The 17,380-nt window shown below is 70.7% G+C and carries 13 protein-coding genes; 11 read left to right on the forward strand and 2 right to left on the reverse strand.

Annotated elements, in window-relative coordinates:
* Positions 1–66: 66 nt before the first annotated feature.
* The 5 genes from RZ50_RS20805 (at position 67) to RZ50_RS20825 (ending at position 5,902) form a co-directional block, all read left to right on the forward strand.
* Positions 67–948 (forward strand): polysaccharide deacetylase family protein, encoded by an 882-nt coding sequence (locus tag RZ50_RS20805; RefSeq protein WP_196949071.1) that lies wholly within the window; start codon positions 67–69, stop codon positions 946–948.
* A gap of 162 nt (positions 949–1,110) precedes the next feature.
* Positions 1,111–1,434, forward strand: a complete 324-nt coding sequence (locus tag RZ50_RS20810; RefSeq protein WP_196949070.1) for a hypothetical protein — start codon at positions 1,111–1,113, stop codon at positions 1,432–1,434.
* A gap of 129 nt (positions 1,435–1,563) precedes the next feature.
* Positions 1,564–2,436: a sulfurtransferase gene (locus RZ50_RS20815; RefSeq protein ID WP_196949069.1), complete on the forward strand. Its 873-nt coding sequence runs from the start codon at positions 1,564–1,566 to the stop codon at positions 2,434–2,436.
* Between the two features lie 238 nt (positions 2,437–2,674).
* A complete protein-coding gene (locus RZ50_RS20820) occupies positions 2,675–4,198 on the forward strand; it encodes a M1 family metallopeptidase (protein ID WP_196949068.1) in 1,524 nt (507 codons plus the stop codon).
* 174 nt (positions 4,199–4,372) lie between these two features.
* On the forward strand, positions 4,373–5,902 hold the full coding sequence (locus RZ50_RS20825) for a M1 family metallopeptidase (protein ID WP_196949067.1): 1,530 nt from the start codon (positions 4,373–4,375) through the stop codon (positions 5,900–5,902).
* A gap of 67 nt (positions 5,903–5,969) precedes the next feature.
* On the opposite strand, the gene RZ50_RS20830 is transcribed toward RZ50_RS20825, so the two are convergent.
* The gene (locus RZ50_RS20830; protein ID WP_308271959.1) at positions 5,970–7,331 is read right to left on the reverse strand and encodes a condensation domain-containing protein; all 1,362 of its coding nucleotides are present in this window, start codon (positions 7,329–7,331) and stop codon (positions 5,970–5,972) included.
* A 205-nt stretch (positions 7,332–7,536) separates the two neighbouring features.
* Here RZ50_RS20830 and RZ50_RS20835 point away from each other — a divergent pair, with 205 nt between their 5' ends.
* The 3 genes from RZ50_RS20835 to RZ50_RS20845 all read left to right on the forward strand — a co-directional run bounded on the left by RZ50_RS20835 (position 7,537) and on the right by RZ50_RS20845 (position 12,075).
* Entirely contained in the window at positions 7,537–8,814 is a 1,278-nt protein-coding gene (locus tag RZ50_RS20835) for an MFS transporter (protein ID WP_217680677.1), read from the forward strand.
* A 476-nt stretch (positions 8,815–9,290) separates the two neighbouring features.
* The gene (locus RZ50_RS20840) at positions 9,291–9,647 is read left to right on the forward strand and encodes a helix-turn-helix domain-containing protein (RefSeq protein WP_196947259.1); all 357 of its coding nucleotides are present in this window, start codon (positions 9,291–9,293) and stop codon (positions 9,645–9,647) included.
* 307 nt (positions 9,648–9,954) lie between these two features.
* The gene (locus tag RZ50_RS20845) at positions 9,955–12,075 is read left to right on the forward strand and encodes a BTAD domain-containing putative transcriptional regulator (RefSeq protein ID WP_254802890.1); all 2,121 of its coding nucleotides are present in this window, start codon (positions 9,955–9,957) and stop codon (positions 12,073–12,075) included.
* Positions 12,076–12,338: 263 nt separating this feature from the next.
* Here RZ50_RS20845 and RZ50_RS20850 read toward each other — a convergent pair whose 3' ends face one another.
* Positions 12,339–12,905, reverse strand: coding sequence for a flavin reductase family protein (locus RZ50_RS20850; protein ID WP_196947261.1), 567 nt, complete (start codon positions 12,903–12,905; stop codon positions 12,339–12,341).
* 413 nt (positions 12,906–13,318) lie between these two features.
* Between RZ50_RS20850 and RZ50_RS20855 the strand changes: the two genes are divergently transcribed.
* The 3 genes from RZ50_RS20855 (at position 13,319) to RZ50_RS20865 (ending at position 17,360) form a co-directional block, all read left to right on the forward strand.
* Positions 13,319–14,893, forward strand: coding sequence for an aspartate aminotransferase family protein (locus RZ50_RS20855; protein WP_196947262.1), 1,575 nt, complete (start codon positions 13,319–13,321; stop codon positions 14,891–14,893).
* A gap of 162 nt (positions 14,894–15,055) precedes the next feature.
* Positions 15,056–15,913, forward strand: coding sequence for an NAD(P)-binding domain-containing protein (locus RZ50_RS20860; protein WP_308271962.1), 858 nt, complete (start codon positions 15,056–15,058; stop codon positions 15,911–15,913).
* A gap of 268 nt (positions 15,914–16,181) precedes the next feature.
* Positions 16,182–17,360, forward strand: coding sequence for an acyl-CoA dehydrogenase family protein (locus tag RZ50_RS20865; RefSeq protein WP_196947264.1), 1,179 nt, complete (start codon positions 16,182–16,184; stop codon positions 17,358–17,360).
* Positions 17,361–17,380 lie beyond the last annotated feature (20 nt).

The raw sequence follows: 17,380 nt of genomic DNA on the forward strand, positions 1-17,380 counted from the left end.
GTGGTGATCGAGCCCGTCCGAGGCGCCTGCGGAGAGGGACGGCGACCTCCGGGGGAAGCATTCAGAATGCTGTCAGATCGTCAGATTAGCGCTCAAATCACCTCGCGCCGGTTGCTGCTGGTCGCGGCCGGAATGTCCCTGCTCGGCGCCGCCGGCTGCCGGAGCCCCTGGAGCGACGAGGGCACCGCCCCCTCCGCGGAGGCCGCGGCCTCCGCCGCCGCGCCCCCGCCCACCGCCCCGCCCACCGCCGGGGCGCCTCCCGCCGGGGCGCCTCCCGCCGGGCCCTTCCCGCCGCCCGCCGGCTCGGGAGCACCTCCGGCCGGCGAGCCCGTCCACCGGGAGCTCACCGAGGAGGAGAGCAAACCGGTGTTCGAGCTGGACCCGGGGCAACGGGTGGTGGGGCTCACCATCGACGACGGCCCGGACCCCCGGCACACGCCCACCGTGCTGGCGCTGCTCCAGCAGTACGGGATCCGGGCGACCTTCTTCCTGATCGGCGAGAACGCGGCCGAGCACCCGGAGCTGGTGCGGGAGATCGCGGACCACGGCCACCACATCGCCAACCACACCTGGACCCACCCGGACCTGCGGCACATGTCGGAGGAGGCGGTGCGGGACGAGCTGGAGCGCACCTCCGACCTGCTGCAGCGCACCACCGGACGGCAGCCCACCTGGTTCCGCGCCCCGGGCGGGGACTGGTCCCCGGTGGCGCTCAGGGTGAGCAGGGCCCTCGGGCTGCGGAACCTGGGCTGGTCGGTGGACCCGCAGGACTGGGCCCGGCCGGGGACCTCGGTGATCGTCGACCGGATCCTCAAGAACGTCCGGCCCGGGTCGATCGTGCTCAACCACGACGGCGGCGGGGACAGGTCGCAGACGGTGGCGGCGATGAAGACGTACCTCCCGGCGCTGCTCGATTCGGGGTACTCCTTCTCGGCTCCGCCGAACTGAGTGAATTCCCTGTGATGGCGGAGCGATGAGGGTATCGGTTTTGCCATTTAAACCACCCAAACGGGTGGATTAGAAGAACCGTTTCTGCGGATTTTGGGCCTCTAGGGTGATCTCGCACCAATTCACCGGTACCTCCGAGTACCACCTGAAAGGCCCACATCCATGCGTCTCCGCAATGCCGTGCTCGCCGCCGTCAGCGCCGTCGCCCTCGTCCTCGCCGTACCGATGTCCGCCAACGCGGCGCAGGGCGATTTCCGCTACAAGTACGGATTCGGTCACACGAGCGGATTGTTCAACCCGCCGAGCGGCCCGTGCATCGACATTCCGGAGGCCACGGAGGAGGAGCCGGCCTTCGCGCCGGAGAACCTCACCCGCTCCACGGCCACGGTCTTCCTGGACTTCGACTGCGAGGGCGAGCACTACGTCGTGAACCCCGGCAAGAAGTTCAGCGACCGGCTGAAGCTGCGCTCGGTCGTCTTCTCCTGAGCGCCGGGGAGCACGGGGTGGCCCGGACCGGACGGTCGGCGTAGTTTCGAACTGTCCGGTCCGGCCGCCGGCGCTTCGTCGTGCCCGTGGTCGGGCGCGGCGGCCTGGGCAGAGCGAAGGAGGCCTGGGATGACCGGCAACGGCTACGCACACCCCGAGTCACTGGTCCGCACCGAGTGGCTCGCCCACCACCTGGACGACGGGACGATCCGGGTCGTCGAGGTGGACGAGGACACCACCGCCTACGACCGGGACCACATCCCCGGCGCGGTCGGCTGGAACTGGACCACCGACCTGCACAGCCAGGTCGGCCGCGACTACGTCGACCGCGACGGCGTCCAGCACCTGCTGCGGGCGGCCGGGGTGGAGGACGACACCACCGTGGTGCTGTACGGGGGCAACAACAACTGGTTCGCCGCGTACGCCTACTGGCTGCTGCGGCTGCGCGGCTTCGGGCCGGTGCGACTGCTGGACGGCGGGCGCAAGAAGTGGGAGCTGGAGGGGCGGGAGCTCACCCACGAGGTGATGGACTACCAGCACACCACCTACCGGCTGACCGGCCCCGAGCGGCCCGAGTTGCGGGCGCTGCGGGACGAGGTGCTGGCCCGGGCCGAGGTCTTCGCCAAGCCCGGCGCGGACGCGGTGCTGGTGGACGTCCGCTCCCCGGCGGAGTTCCGGGGCGAGCTGATCGCGCCCGCGCACCTGCCGCAGGAGCAGGCCCAGGTGCCCGGGCACATCCCGGGGGCGGTCAACGTGCCCTGGTCGCAGGCGGCCAACGACGACGGCTCGTTCCGCTCGGCGGAGGAGCTGCGGGCGCTGTACGGGGGCAAGGGCGTGGAGCCGGAGCGCGAGGTGATCGCCTACTGCCGGATCGGCGAGCGCTCGGCGCACACCTGGTTCGCGCTCACCGAGCTGCTGGGGTACCCGCACGTGAAGAACTACGACGGCTCGTGGACGGAGTACGGCTCGCTGGTCCGGGCGCCGGTGGTGCTCGGGGCGTGAGCTGCCGTCGGGGCCCGAACGGTGTCGGCGGGCGGGGCCGGGCGGGGCCGACGGCTGGGTCGGTGGGCTGGGCCGGTGGGGTGGGGCGCGGGTGATCGGTGGGGTGGGTGGCGGCCTTGCGGCGCCGTCATTTCGGCGCGTTTCTTTTCATGAACATCTCATAATCGGGGAGTGGGCCGCGGGCCACCGGGACAAGGATCGATCCGACCCATCGTTCCGGTGATCCTGGAGGACCACGTTGCGCAAGAGGCTGATCGTCTCTGCTGCCAGTGCCCTGAGCCTGTTCCTGGCCGTCCCCGCCTCGGCTGCCGACTTCCAACCCGGCGCCGCCGGGGTCGGCGACCCCTACTACCCGACCTACGGCAACGGCGGGTACCGCGTCTCGCACTACGACATCCGGCTGAAGTACCAGCCCGCCACCGACGAACTCGAAGGCACCACCACGATCCTCGCCACGGCGACCCAGGACCTCTCCCGGTTCAACCTCGACTTCGCGTTGAACGTCTCCGAGGTGCGGGTCAACGGGCGGACCGCGAGCTTCGCCACCAGCGGCGAGCAGGAGTTGGAGATCACCCCGGCCCGGCCGTTGGCCAAGGGCAGCCAGGCCACCGTGGTCGTCCGCTACAAGGGCGTGCCGTCCACCGTGAAGAAGTACGGTTTCACCGGCTGGCTGCGCACCCCGGACGGCGCGGTGGCGGCCAACGAGCCCGAGTCGGCCTGGTGGTGGTTCCCGAGCAACGACCACCCGAGCAACAAGGCCACCTTCGACATCTCGGTGCAGGTGCCGGACGGCAACCAGGTGATCAGCAACGGCATTCTGACCGGCACCAGCTCGCAGGCCGGCTGGACCCGCTACAGCTGGCGCGAGAACAAGCCCCAGGCGACCTATCTGGCCACGCTCGCGGTCGGCAAGTTCGACGTCACCACGGACACCACGGCGAGCGGGCTGCCGGTCTACAACGCGTACAGCAAGGACCTCGGCGAGAACGCGGACGCCGCCAGGGCGAGCGTCGAGCGCACCGGCGAGCTGGTGGACTGGCTGAGCGGCTACTTCGGCCCGTACCCGTTCAGCTCGGTCGGCGGCTACGTCCCCAACGTCCCGACCGGCTACGCCCTGGAGACCCAGACCCGGGTCTTCTACAGCCCCCGGCAGTTCGCCAAGGGCGCCAACACCTCGGTGGTCGTGCACGAGCTGGCCCACCAGTGGTACGGCGACAGCGTCTCGCTGTCGCGCTGGAGCGACATCTGGCTGAACGAGGGCTTCGCCCGGTACTCGCAGTTCCTCTGGTCCGAGCACGAGGACGAGGGGACGGCGCAGGAGCTGGCCGACTACGTCTACGCCTCGCACCCGGCCGACGACCCGTTCTGGACCGTCAAGCCTGGCGACCCGGGCCCGCAGAACCAGTTCGCGAACGCCGTGTACGACCGGGGCGCGGTGGCCATCCAGGCGCTGCGCAACACCGTCGGGGACGAGAAGTTCTTCCAGATCCTGAAGGGCTGGCCCACCGAGCGCCGCTACGGCAACGCGACCATCGCGGAGTTCCAGGCGTACGCGGAGAAGGTCTCCGGGCAGAAGCTCGGCGACCTCTTCACCACCTGGCTGTTCACCGCCGCCAAGCCGGCCGTCGGGCCCGTGGCGAAGGGTGCCCCGGCTCCGGCCGCGCTGGCACCCGGCGCGGATCAGGCCGCGGGGCGGCTGCCGGCCGAGCCGAAGTCCTGGAAGAAGATCCAGGAGACCAACTCGGTGCACGACGCCCGCTAACTGACGGCGCATCGGCCCGGACGGGCGGAGCGAGTGACGGCTTCGCGGCACTGCTGCGAAGCCGTCACTTCGGCGCGTTTCCTTCACGAAATTCTCATGGGAGGGGAGTGGACGGGGAGCCTCCGGGACAAGGATCGATTCAACCCAGTCATTCCGGTGATCCTGGAGGACCACGTGCGCAAGAGACTGATCGTCTCAGCGGCCAGTGCCCTGAGCCTGTTCCTGGCCGTCCCCGCCTCGGCTGCCGACTTCCAGCCCGGCGCGGACGGCGTCGGGGATCCGTACTACCCGACCCTCGGCAACGGCGGGTACCGCGTCTCGCACTACGACATCCGGCTGAAGTACCAGCCCGCCACCGACGAACTCGAAGGCACCACGACCATCCTCGCCACGGCGACCCAGGACCTTTCCCGGTTCAACCTCGACTTCGTACTGAACGTCTCCGAGGTACTGGTCAACGGGCGGCCCGCGAGCTTCGCCACCAGCGGCGACCAGGAGTTGGAGATCACTCCCGCCCGGCCGCTGGCCAAGGGCAGCCAGGCCACCGTGGTCGTGCGCTACAAGGACGTGCCGTCCACCGTGAAGAAGTACGGCGGCTTCACCGCCTGGCGCCGCACCCCGGACGGTGCGCTGGCGTCCGGTGAGCCCGTGTCGGCGGGGTGGTGGTTCCCGAGCAACGACCACCCGAGCAACAAGGCCACCTTCGACGTCTCGGTGCTGGTGCCGGACGGCAACCAGGTGATCAGCAACGGCGTGCTGACCGGTACCTCCTCGCAGGCCGGCTGGACCCGCTACAGCTGGCGCGAGAACAAGCCCCAGGCGACGTACCTGGCGACCCTCGCGATCGGCAGGTTCGACATCAGCACGGACACCACGGCGAGCGGGCTGCCGGTCTACAACGCGTACAGCAAGGACCTCGGCGACAACGCGGACGCCGCCCGGGCGAGCGTCGAGCGCACCGGCGAACTGGTGGACTGGCTGAGCGGCTACTTCGGCCCGTACCCGTTCAGCTCGGTCGGCGGCTACGTGCCCAACACCCAGTCCAGCGGCGCCCTGGAGACCCAGACCCGGGTCACCTACGGTCCCGGGCTGTTCGCCAGGGGCTCCAACACCCAGGTGGTCGTGCACGAGCTGGCGCACCAGTGGTACGGCGACAGCGTCTCGCTCTCCCGCTGGAGCGACATCTGGCTCAACGAGGGCTTCGCCCAGTACGCGCAGTTCCTCTGGTCCGAGCACGAGAACGAGGGCACCGCGCAGGAACTGGCCGACTACATCTACGCCTCGCGCCCGGCCAACGACCCGTTCTGGACCGTCAAGCCGGGCGACCCGGGCGAGGAGAACCAGTTCGCCAGCGCGGTCTACTACCGGGGCGCGGTGGCCATCCAGGCGCTGCGCAACACCGTCGGGGACGAGAAGTTCTTCCAGATCCTGAAGGGCTGGCCGACCGAGCGCCGTTACGGCAACGCGACCATCCCGGAGTTCCAGGCGTACGCGGAGAAGGTCTCCGGGCAGAAGCTCGGCGACCTCTTCACCACCTGGCTGTTCACCCCGGGCAAGCCGGCCGTCGGGCCGGTGCCGAAGGGCGCCCCGGCTGCGGCCACGCTGGCATCCGGCGCGGATCGGGCCGCGGGGCAGCTGCCGGCCGAGCCGAAGTCCTGGAAGAAGATCCAGGAGACCAGCTCCCTGCACGACCGACAGCACTGACACCGGAGGCCGGTGCCTGAGACCGGTACGGCCCGGTCGGCCGCCCTTGGTGGGGCGGCCGACCGGGTTACGCCGCGTCGGTGCCGGACGACCGCTCGGCCTCGGTGAGGATCAACTCCTCGACGCCGTACAGGAACCGCTCCATCGCGGGGTGGGGGAGGACGGCCGGGTCGGCCGTCATGGCCAGGCTGAGCGCCTCGGGGGACTGGAGGGCGTCCAGGGCGTAGCTGAGGCCGGGGCGGGGCTCGAACTCGACCGGCCAGCTGAGGGTGGTGGCTCCGTCGGCGGGCCCGGGCGCGGAGGGGAGCAGCTCGCGGGTGTCGTTGAACACGCAGGACCGGTCGGCGAGCGGGACGCCGTCGGCGGCGAGTTGCTCCGTCTCGGCGGCCAGCGCGAGCTTGTCGTAGTAGGCGTGGCGGTAGGTGCCGATCGCGGCGGCGTGGGTGCGCCGGACGACGTCCCCGAACTCGGCGGTGGCGTCCGGGAGGTGGAACAGTCCTTCGTTCGAGAGCACGCTCACCGCGTTGGTCAGTTCGGGCAGGAAGCGGTTGTTGACCACCACGCTGAGGACGGCCTCGTCCGTCCCGGCCAGGCGGGCGGTCATCGTGGCGGTCGCCGCCAGCAGGACCGATGAGGTGCTCACCCGGTGGGCGGCGGCGACCAGTTCGACGGCGCGGGGGAGGGCGGGGGAGCGCAGGACGGCGTTGGGGAAGCGGGCGGGTGGTTCGCCGGCGGGGGCCCCGGGCCGCGGGAAGAGGCGGGGCGGGCCGAGGCGGAGTTTGCGCAGGAACTGCCTGCGGGCGGCCGTGTCGCGGCGGCGTCCCCGGTCGGAGGTCTGGAACTCGGCCTCCTCCAACGGCTGTTGGGCGGGTTCGCGGAGCTTCGCGAGCTCGTCGGGGGAGCCGCCGAGGCTGAGTGCGGAGAGGTCGGCGACCAGACGGTTCATCCCCGAGCCGTCCACCGCGGTGTGGGAGAGCACCAGGCTGATGTACCGGACCAGGCCCCCGGCCTCCACCACGCCGACCCGCAGCGGCCACTGGGCGGCGGTGTCGAAGGGTCGCGCCGCCAGTTCCCGGTGGAGCCGGGCGCCCGTCTCGGCCAGGTCGCCGTCGTGGTCCGTTCCGGACACCACCTCGACGGTCAGGGTGCCGTTCGCGTCGACGACTTGGCGCAGCCCGCCGTCCGGTGACGGGACCAGCCGGGTGTGCAGCGAGTCGTGCAGGTGCAGCAGCTGCGCCAGGGCGTCGAGCAGGGTGGGCAGTGGCAGGCCGGGGTCGAGCGGGGCCGCGGTGGCGATGTTGTAGCGCGGCGCGTCGGCCGGGGCGAGGCGGTGCACGGCGTCCCAGATGGCCCGTTGGCCCCAGGTGGCCGGCCCGGAGCCGGACCGGCCGGACGTGAAGTCGATCTCCAGCAGTTGACGAGTGGTCACCGTGTGGCTCTCCGTGGTTCGAGGTGCGTCGGTGCCGGTGCGTTGGGAGCGCGGGTGCTGCTGGGGAGAGTGTGGCGCACCCGCCCGGCAGGCGTCGAGGGCCGGGGGCCTTCGGGGTCGATCGGGGGAGGGGGGTTCCGCAACTATCTCGATATGAAGTATCTTGACGTCGAGATTAATGCTGGACGCGAGACGGGGGACCGCCATGCGGGGGAACGGACTGTGGGCGCAACTGCGGCGGCCGCCGGGTGGGCGGGACGCCCGGATCATGCTGCTGGCCCAGGGCGTCGACCGGACCGGCACCGGCGTGTGGGCGGCGGCCTCGGTGCTGTACTTCACCTACGTGTGCGGGATGGACGCCCGGCAGCTCGGACTGCTGCTCGGGGTGGGTGCCGTCGCCGGGATCGCCGGCTCTCCGCTGGCCGGGCGGGCCGCCGAGCGGCTCTCGCTGCGCGGGCTGCTGATCGGGTGCCACCTGCTACGGCTGGGGACGATGGGCCTGCTCCTGGTGGCCGACTACTTCGCCGTGCTGCTGGCCGCGGTCGCCCTGATCTGCCTGGCCGAACGGGGCGCCAAGACCCTGGAGATGCTCTTCGCCACCCGGGTCGCGGGCGAGCGGCGCGGCACGTACCAGGCGCTGTTCCGCAGCGTCGCCAACGCCGGCTACGCGGTCGGCGCGGGCGTCTCGGCGATCGGCCTGGCCGTCGGCACGACGACCGCCTACCGCGCGCTGATCGTGGCCAACGCGCTCTCGTACCTGCTGGCCGCCGTGCTGATCCGGCGCACCGAGGAGCCGGCCGGGCGGGGCCTGGTGGCGGAGGTGCCGTCCGAGCGCCCGCAGGAGGAGCCGGCGGCCGTGCCGAGCCCCTGGCGCGACCGCGGCTACCTGCTGTTCGTCCTGCTGGACCTGCCGATGTGCCTGGACGACACGATCCTCAACGTCGGCCTGCCGCTGTGGCTCATCCACCACACCGACGCGCCGCACGCCGTCGTCCCGGTGTTCCTGACCCTCAACACGGTGCTCGTGGTGCTGTTGCAGCTGAAGGTCTCCGCCTGGGCCGAACGCCCCGGCGGGGCGACCACGGCGGTCGGCTGGTACGGGGTGATCCTGCTCACCACCTGCCTGCTGATCGCGCTCTCCACGGGCGGCGGGCCGCTGGCCGCCTCGATCGCCCTGCTGGCCGCCGCGGCCCTGGTGACCTTGGCCGAATTGATGCGCTCGGTGAGCTCCTGGGAGCTGGCGGTCAGCCTCGCCCCGCCGCGCGCCCGGGCCTCGTACCTGGGGGTCGCGGGGATGTCCCAGTCGGTGCAGCGGTCGGTGGGGCCGCTGCTGCTGACCGGCGTCGTGATGGCGGCCGGCCCGGTCGGCTGGCTCGCGCTCGGCGCCGCCACCACCGGCCTCGGCGCGCTCCAGCGCCGGGCGAGCCTGCGCCGGCTGGCGGCGGTGGACGCCGGCCGGGCCGTCGCGGTGGCGGCCGGCTGAGCGGTCCGGAGAACGTCGGCACGGCGCCGCCCCCGCACGCGCGGGGGTGGCGCCGTCGGCCATGTACCGGCGGAAATCCGCCCGATGGTGAGGTGACGACCGGAAAGACCCCGTGTGTGGGGCTCGTGGCCGCGGGCCCCTTTGTGTGTGTTGCGTGTGGGCAGTGGCGGACGCCGACGGCCCGTGGCTGCGGGGCCGTTCCGGCGGCGGCGGTCGTTTCGACGGGGTGTCAAGCCGTCGGCCGGGTAGATCTTGTAAGGATTGACGGGCGGCGACCGTGTGCATACTGGATTCAGGGCACCCGCACGACCGGGGCCGCCGGGGTGGTGTTGTGGCCGATTCGGGCCCGGTGGCCGGAAGTTGGCCATGCCCGGCCATAGGATCGCGCACGCCTCTTACTATGGTCAAGTACCTGGAAACTTTTCAGCACTTACCTGGAAGTCAGTACTTACTTCGAAGTCGGCGGGGATGGGATCATGAAGAGGCAGTCATATCAATGCGGTCTGGACGCTGCCATGGATGTGATCGGTGGCAAATGGAAGGTACTGATTCTGTGGGAGCTCCACTGTCAAGAGCGACGCTTCGGTGAGCTTCGACGACTCATTCCCGGCGTCAGCGAGAAGGTGCTGATTCAGCAGCTCAGGGAGCTGGAGGCGGACGGGATCGTCCACCGTGAGATCTACGATGAAGTGCCCCCGAAGGTGGAGTATTCGCTGACGATGTACGGCACTTCGCTCTATGACGCCCTGGGACCGCTCGGTTTCTGGGGTGAGCGGCACATGGAGCGGGCCGGACTCGAACATCAGCTCGTGGTGGCACGGAAGCCCCTGTAGAGAAGCCCCTGTGGAGAGGGGCGGCGGCAGTGAGGTCAAGGGGGTTGACCTCATCTGGCCGCCACCGGATTTCGGCGGCCGCTCGGGCGTGCGGCGGAGCTCCCGGCGCGGTCACCGGAATTCGCGTACCTCGTCAATCAATCAGCGATTGCACGCGATCATTGGGGGAACGATGTGGTTTCGACTGCTGGGCCCGTTGGAGGCCGTCTGCGCAGAGCAGCCGGTCGCGTTAGGAGGGACCAAGCAGCGGGCGACGCTGGGGTTCCTGCTTCTGCAGCCCAACCGGGTAGTGGCGACCAGTCAGTTGTTGAAGGCTCTCTGGGCGGGTGACGACGCGCCCACCTCCGCACGCAAGATTCTTCAGAACGCGGTCTCGGGGTTACGCGGAGCCCTGGCACCGCCGCCCGGCGCCGGCCAGGACGCGGCCTCGCTGCTCACCAGGGCGCCGGGGTACATGCTGCGGGTCGACCCCGAGCAGATCGACCTGTACCACTTCTACCAGCAGGTGGAGGCGGGCCGGACCAGGCTCGCCGCGGGATCGCCCGAGGCGGCCGCCCAACTCCTGCGTGACGCACTGGGGTTGTGGCGCGGACCGGCCCTGGCGGACCTGGTGGAGACGGGGATCTCCTGGCCCGAGCTGGTCGGCGTGCGGAACGCCCGGCTGGACGCGATGGAGGACTACTTCGAGGCGGAGCTCGCCTGCGGGCGGCACCACGCGGTGCTCTCCGAGTTGGAGACGCTCGTGGAGGCCGAGACCATGCGGGAGCGGTCGTGCGGGCAGCTGATGCTCGCGCTGTACCGCTGCGGGAGGCAGGCGGACGCGCTGACCGTCTACGGCCGGGTCCGGGCAGCCCTGGTCGAGGACCTCGGCCTGGAGCCCGGCCGGGACCTCCAGACGCTGCAGCACGCGATCCTCACCCACGATCCGGGGCTCACCCTGACCGAGCCCCCGGCCGGCGACGCGTACGTGATCGGCTCGCGCGGCGAGCGGACCCCGCCCGTCCCGGAACGGGTGCCCGTCCGGCGGGGCCCGGCGGCGCCGGAGCGCAAGCCGGTCAGCGCCGTGATCGTGCGCACCCAGCTCAGGTCCGAGGCCTGCGACCTCGAACCCGGCGACGTGGACGGTCTGTTGGAGGAGGTCGCCGCCATCATCCGGGAGAAGTTCGAGTGGTTCGGCGGCACCGCGGCGGCCTCGATCGGCTCGGTCTCGCTGGCCCTCTTCGGCGTGCACGGCGACAGCGGCGACGACGCCGAGCGCGCGGTGCGGGCGGCGCTGGCGATTCGGGACGGCCTCGGCTCCCTGGTCGGCCCGCTCGGTCTGCGCGGGCTGGACATCAGCGCCGCGGTCACCACCGGTGAGGCCATCGTGCGGTACCAGGGCGTCGACCAGCCCGACCTCCCGCCACTGGTCAGCGGCGCACTGCTGGACGAGTGTCAGTCACTGCTGGCGGTCACCGCGCCCGGCGAGATCAGGGTCTGCGCCAGTACCCGCAGGGCCACCGAGCCGGTGATCGGGTACGACGAGGACGGCAGCCCGAAGGGCGGCTGGCAGGTGCTCGGCGCCGGCCAGGGGTGCGCCCGGCTGCACGCGATACCGATGGTCGACCGGGAGTCCGAACTCGAAGTGCTGCGCGTCCTGTTGGAACGTGCCAGGCGCCGGGCCACGCCGCACCTGGTCACCGTGATGGGGGAGCCCGGCATAGGGAAGTCCCGGTTCCTGCTGGAGTTCGAGCGCCGGTTCGCCACGCCGGACACCGCCCAGGTCCAGTTCCTGGTCTGTCAGCGGCAGTTCGCCGGCATGGGCAGCGTGGCGGCCGTCCAGAGCGAGATCCTCTCGACGTACTGCGGCATCACCCCGGACGACGACGGCGTGGTGGCGGTGGCGAAGCTCTCCTCGGCCGTGCGGCGGCTGGTGGGCGGCGACGAGGCCGCGGCCTGGCTGGTGAGCCGACTGCGTCCGCTGGTGGCCGGTTCCGGACCGGCCGGGGACACCGTCGCCCCGGACGACATCGTGCTCGCCTGGCGGAGGTTACTCGCCGAGATAGCGCTCGACCGACCGCTGGTGCTGATCCTGGACGACCTGCACCGGGCGGACGACGCCCTGCTCGACGTCGTCGAGGATCTCGCCGAGTTCGCCGGACCGGTGCCGCTGCTGGTGGTCGCCGCGGCCAGGCCGGAGCTGATCCGGCGACGGCCGGAGTGGGGCGGCGGCAAGCGCCACGTCACCACGATCACGCTCGACCCGTTGTCGGACGACGCCGTCGACCGGCTGCTGGAGCTGCTTTCCAGCGCGCAGGACGAGGCGAAGGGGCCGACCCGCCGGTTCTGGTCGGCGCTGCTCGACCGTGCCGGGCAGGAGCCGGGTGACCGCCGCCGGTACGTGCGTTCACTGCTGCACTTGGACCCTCCTCGGAGCGTGCCGGCCTGACGGTCGCCCGGGTACGACGCTCATGGCCCGCGTTGCACGACAGCATCCGACAGAATCACCGGAACTTCAAGTCATCTCCCTGGATTGGCTATTGCCTTTTAAAACTGCCGGTCAACCGGCCGACCGGCATGGTTTCCACGGGAGTTGAGACCGGTCCCGGGAGCGGGTGCCGAAGCGGATGCCGACAGGCCGGCCCGGACGACGAGGTGTCGTCCGGGCCGGCCTGTCCCCGGGGTGAGGGGGTTCCCGGGGCGGAGGGGTGGTCAGCGGGCGGTCGGGGCGATCCGCCGGAAGCCGCCGTCGAAGAAGAGCAGACCCGAACCGTCGTCGCCACGGCTGGAGTTGATCACCCGGCCGGTGAAGATCGAGTGGTCGCCGGAGTCGTACGCCTCGTCGAGCTCGCACTCCAGCCAGGCCAGCGCGCCGGACAGCAGCGGCGCCCAGGTCCGCTGCCCCGGCACCCAGTCCACGCCCTCGAACTGCTCCGGCCCGAGCGGGCGCGACTTGTCGGCGAAGTACCGTGCCGTGCCCTCCTGTTCGGTGCTCAGGATGGAGACGGCGAAGTGCCCGGCCGAGCGGATCGCCTGGTGCATCACGGCGCTGTGCGCGATGCAGCAGAGCACGATCGGCGGCTCCAGCGAGACCGAGCTGAACGCGTTCGCGGTCATGCCGTGGATGTGCTCGCCGCCGACCGTGAGGACCACGACGCCGGTCGCGAACCGGGACATCACCTCGCGCAGCGCGGTCGGCGACACGGTGGCCGGATCCGCCGGGAGCGGCGGCGGGCCCTGGGCGGCCAGCAGGGGGGTTGCCTGTCCGTCGTGCGCCATGTCATCGCCTCACCATCGTCAAAGCGCCGGCGGGCGCTTTCGTATGTGCCGCCATCTCGGCCTGGGTGCGCCTGAATATCAGTGCCAGGTAGCCGCCCGAGGTGTAGAGGGGCGGTGTTTCCTGATCGATTTCGCCGGGTCGTTCGCCGCTTCGCGGATCCGTGAGGTCCGTTGTCGCAGTAGGAGAATTCATGACGCTCCCTTCGAAATACCTGATCCCAGAGAACCCGGCAAACGTATCCGAGCCCGCGGTGCGGGGTGCCCACCGTCGAGTAACCGGGCGCCAACCATCGCGCCGGTAGCGGTCGCTTACCGCGCGATGACTGGATATTTGGCCCCGGGCGGCACGTTCGCGGATAAGGTCGCCGGAGCGCGCCCAGGCAGTAGCCGATGCCATCCGTAAAGGGGTCGACATGAATTCCACAGCCGCTGAACCCGAACTCGCCGAACCGTACCTGCGCGAGTGGCTGTCCACCGTCGGACTCGACGTGGAGTACGTCCGGGCCGAGGGGAACACGCTCTACTTCCTGGACGACGGGCGGGAAGTCCCGGTGCTGGACTACGCCGGCGGCTACGGATCACTGATCTTCGGCCACAACAATCCCGAGATCGTGGCGCACGCGAAGGCCCTGCTGGACGGCGGTTCGCCGGTCCACGCGCAGTTCTCGCGGCACCCGTACGCCAATCAGGTCGCGACCGCGCTGAACCGGATCATCCACCGGGAGCTCGGCACCGACGAGCCGTACTCGGTCATCTTCGGCAACAGCGGCGCGGAGGCGAACGAGGCCGCGATCAAGCACGCGGAGCTCGACCGGGTGCTGCGGATCCAGCAGCTCGGCGAGGAGCTGGCCGCCCACGTCGAGCAGGTGCGCGCCGCCGTCGCCGACGGCACCGCCCGGGTGTCGGGGCGGGCCCTGGCGGCGGCGGGAGCGGAGGCGGGGGAGGACCCGCTGGAGGCGCTGCTGGCCGGGGTCGCCCGGCACAACGCCGAGCGCCTCGCCCGCCCGCCGCTCTTCCTGGCGCTGGAGGGTTCGTTCCACGGGAAGCTGGTCGGCAGCGTCCAGCTCACCCACAACGCCGGGTACCGGGCCCCGTTCGGCGCGCTGGCCGCGCAGGCCCGGTTCGTGCCGATCGGCCGGCCCGAGGAGCTCAAGCGAATCATCGAGGAGGAGCGCGCCGAGCTGCTCGACCTCGTGGTGACGGACGGCGCGGTCGAGGTCGTGCCGCGCGCGTTCCCGGTGTTCTGCGCCTTCCTGTTGGAGCCGATCCAGGGCGAGGGCGGCATCAACGTCATCACCGCCGAGTTCGGGCAGGCCATCCAGCAGGCCTGCGCCGAGATCGACCTGCCGATCGTCATCGACGAGATCCAGAGCGGCATGGGCCGGACCGGGGCCTTCCTGGCCAGCTCGCTGATCGGGCTGCGCGGGGACTACTACACCCTGGCCAAGAGCCTGGGCGGCGGGATCGCCAAGACCTCGGTGATGCTGGTGCGCCGCTCCCGCTACCGCAGGGAGTTCGAGCTGGTGCACAGCTCGACCTTCGCCAAGGACCACTTCTCCTGCCACATCGCGCTCAAGGTGCTGGAGATGCTGGAGGCCGACGACGGCCGGGCCTACCGGACCGCCGGGGAGCTCGGCGAGAAGCTCACCGCGATGCTGGAGGCCGTCCGGGCCGACTTCCCCGACGTGGTCAAGGAGATCCGCGGCAAGGGGCTGATGCTCGGCCTGGAGTTCCACGACCAGTCCGAGGGGAGTGACGAAGGCATCCGGGAGACCGCGCGGGCGGGATTCCTCGGCTATGCCGTCGCCGGATATCTGCTGCGCGAGCACCGGGTGAGGACATTCCCGACCGCGAGTGCGGCGAATACCCTGCGGTTCGAACCCTCGACGCTGATCAGCGACGCCGAGATCTGCCAGCTGGGATCGGCGCTCCGGGGGGTGTGCAGCGTACTCAGGCTCCAGGACGGGAAGCGTCTCGGCGGCGCCTGATATCGGCCCGGCACTGACTTTCAGGTAAGCACTTACTTTGTAGTGCGTACTTGGCGCGGAATTCGCCCGGCCATAGGTTCTGGAAGTGCGCCGGAACGGCAATCGCACTGAGCATGCGCAACTGGAGGACTTGAAACAATGACTGGCGACAACCGTGCACCCGTGACCGTCATCGGCCTGGGCATGATGGGCGCGGCGCTGGCCGGCGCGTTCGTGAAGGACGGACACCCCACCACCGTGTGGAACCGCTCGGCGGCGAAGGCCGACGCCCTGGTCGCCCAGGGCGCCACCCTGGCGCCCAGCCTGGCCGACGCCGTCGCGGCGAGCGACCTGGTGATCGTGTGCCTGTCGACCTACGAGACCGTGCTGGAGAACCTGGAGCCGCTCACCGCGGCGCTGGCCGGCAAGGTGCTGGTCAACGTCACCTCCGGCACCCCGGAGGAGGCCCGGCAGCACGCCGACTGGGCGGCCAAGAACGGCATCAGCTACCTGGACGGCGCGATCCTGGCGATCCCGCCGCTCATCGGGCAGCCCGAGGCCTTCATCTTCTACGCCGGCACCACCCAGGCCTTCGAGGCCCACCAGGCGACGCTCGGCAAGCTCGGCACCGCCGTGAACCTGGGCACCAACGTCGGCCTGGCCTCGCTGTACGACACCGCCCTGCTGGGCATCATGTGGTCGACGCTGGCCGGCTTCTTCCACGCCGTGGCCCTGGTGGGCTCGGAGGGCATCAAGGCCCAGGAGTTCCTGCCCTTCGCCTCCGGCTGGCTCGGCGGCGTCGGCAGCTTCCTGCCCGACCTGGCCCGCCAGGTGGACGAGGGCGACTACGCCACCGACATCTCCAGCCTGGACGTCAACAAGGCGGCCATCGACCACCTGGTCCACGCCACCGAGGCCCAGGGCGTCAGCACCGCGGTGCCGGCCCCGATCAAGGAGCTGATCGACCGCCGGGTCGCCCAGGGCCACGGCACCCACAGCCTGGCCAGCCTGGTCGAGCTGCTGAAGAAGCCCGGCGCCTGATCCGGATCCGACACGACTCGTTCCCGGTGTTGCTGCAGCGACACCGGGAACGAGTTTTTCCGTCTCCGCCCATTGTCCGGTCATCGGCCGCCCACTCATCGGTCCCCGTCCACGATTACCGCGCCTTGACTGCGCATTTGGAGGGTTCTGACCGGTCCGCCGGTATGGTCGTCGAGGAACAGCGGGCGAACGGCTTCTGATTTCTCGCCCGCACGATTTCCGGTACAGCCGCCAATTCATGACGGCCGGTAACTCTGAGGAGTCGGGGATGACCACGTACGAGAGCGAGGTCGCGTCCGTTCTGGACGCGGTGAAGGACATAGTTCCGAGGCTTCGGGAGAACGGCCCGGAGGGCGAGGACCGGCGGTGGATACCCGACGAGAACATCGATCTGCTGGAGAAGGCCGGGGTCTTCCGGATCGCCGTGCCGCGCCGCTTCGGCGGCCTCGACTTCTCGCTGGAGGACCAGGTCAAGGTCCTGACCGAGATCGCCCGCGGTGACGGCTCGACCGGCTGGGTCGCGGTGGCGTGGGTGTCGAGCGCCTGGATGGCCTCTCTCTACCCGGACCGCACCCAGGAGGAGGTGTTCTCGGGCGGCTCGGTGAAGATCTCCGGCGGGTTCACCGCGAACGGGACCCTGGTGCCCACCGAGGGCGGGTACCTGCTGAACGGCACCTGGCGCTTCAACACCGGTTGTCGGGGCGCCGATTGGGACCTGCTGGCGACGCACCTGGAGCGGCCGGGCGCCGAGCCGGAGGAGGTCTTCGCGCTGGTCCCGATGAGCGAGCTGACCTACGCGGACGACTGGCACGTCTCGGCCGCGGCCGGCACCGGCAGCTCGACCACCACCGCCAAGGACGTCTTCGTCCCCGCGCACCGGGTCGCCAGCTCCGAGGAGGCCGTCCTCGGCACCACCGGGGACCGCTCCAACACCGGCGCCACCGGCCGCAACTACGGGCTCATCTCGTACGTGATGGCGGAGTCCGTGGCCGCCTACATCGGCATGGCCAAGGCGGCCCTGGAGCTGTTCATCGAGCGGCTGCCCGGCCGCGGCATCGCCTACACCAACTGGACCGATCAGAGCCAGCACCCGCTGACGCAGATTCAGGTCTCCATCGCCGCCAACAAGATCGCGGCCGCCGAGGCGCTGTCGGCCGGGTACCTCAAGCTCCTCCAGGAGCGCGCGGACGCCGGCGAGCAGCCCACCTGGGACGAGAAGGCCACCGTGCGCGGCCAGTGCGGCTTCGCGATCCAGCTGGTCAAGGAGGCCGTCGAGGCGCTCCACACGGTGAGCGGCGCCTCCGCGCTGTCGCGCAGCGCGCACTTCCAGCGCTTCTACCGCGACCTGCTGGGCCTCTCGCTGCACGGGATGATGGCGCCGAACGCCAACTTCGAGGTGCACGGGCGGGTCCTGCTCGGCCTCGACCCGGACACCTACCTGCTCTGACGTTCTGACGGCAAACCGGC

Source organism: Kitasatospora sp. SUK 42 (assembly GCF_015776785.2).
Classification (GTDB): domain Bacteria; phylum Actinomycetota; class Actinomycetes; order Streptomycetales; family Streptomycetaceae; genus Kitasatospora.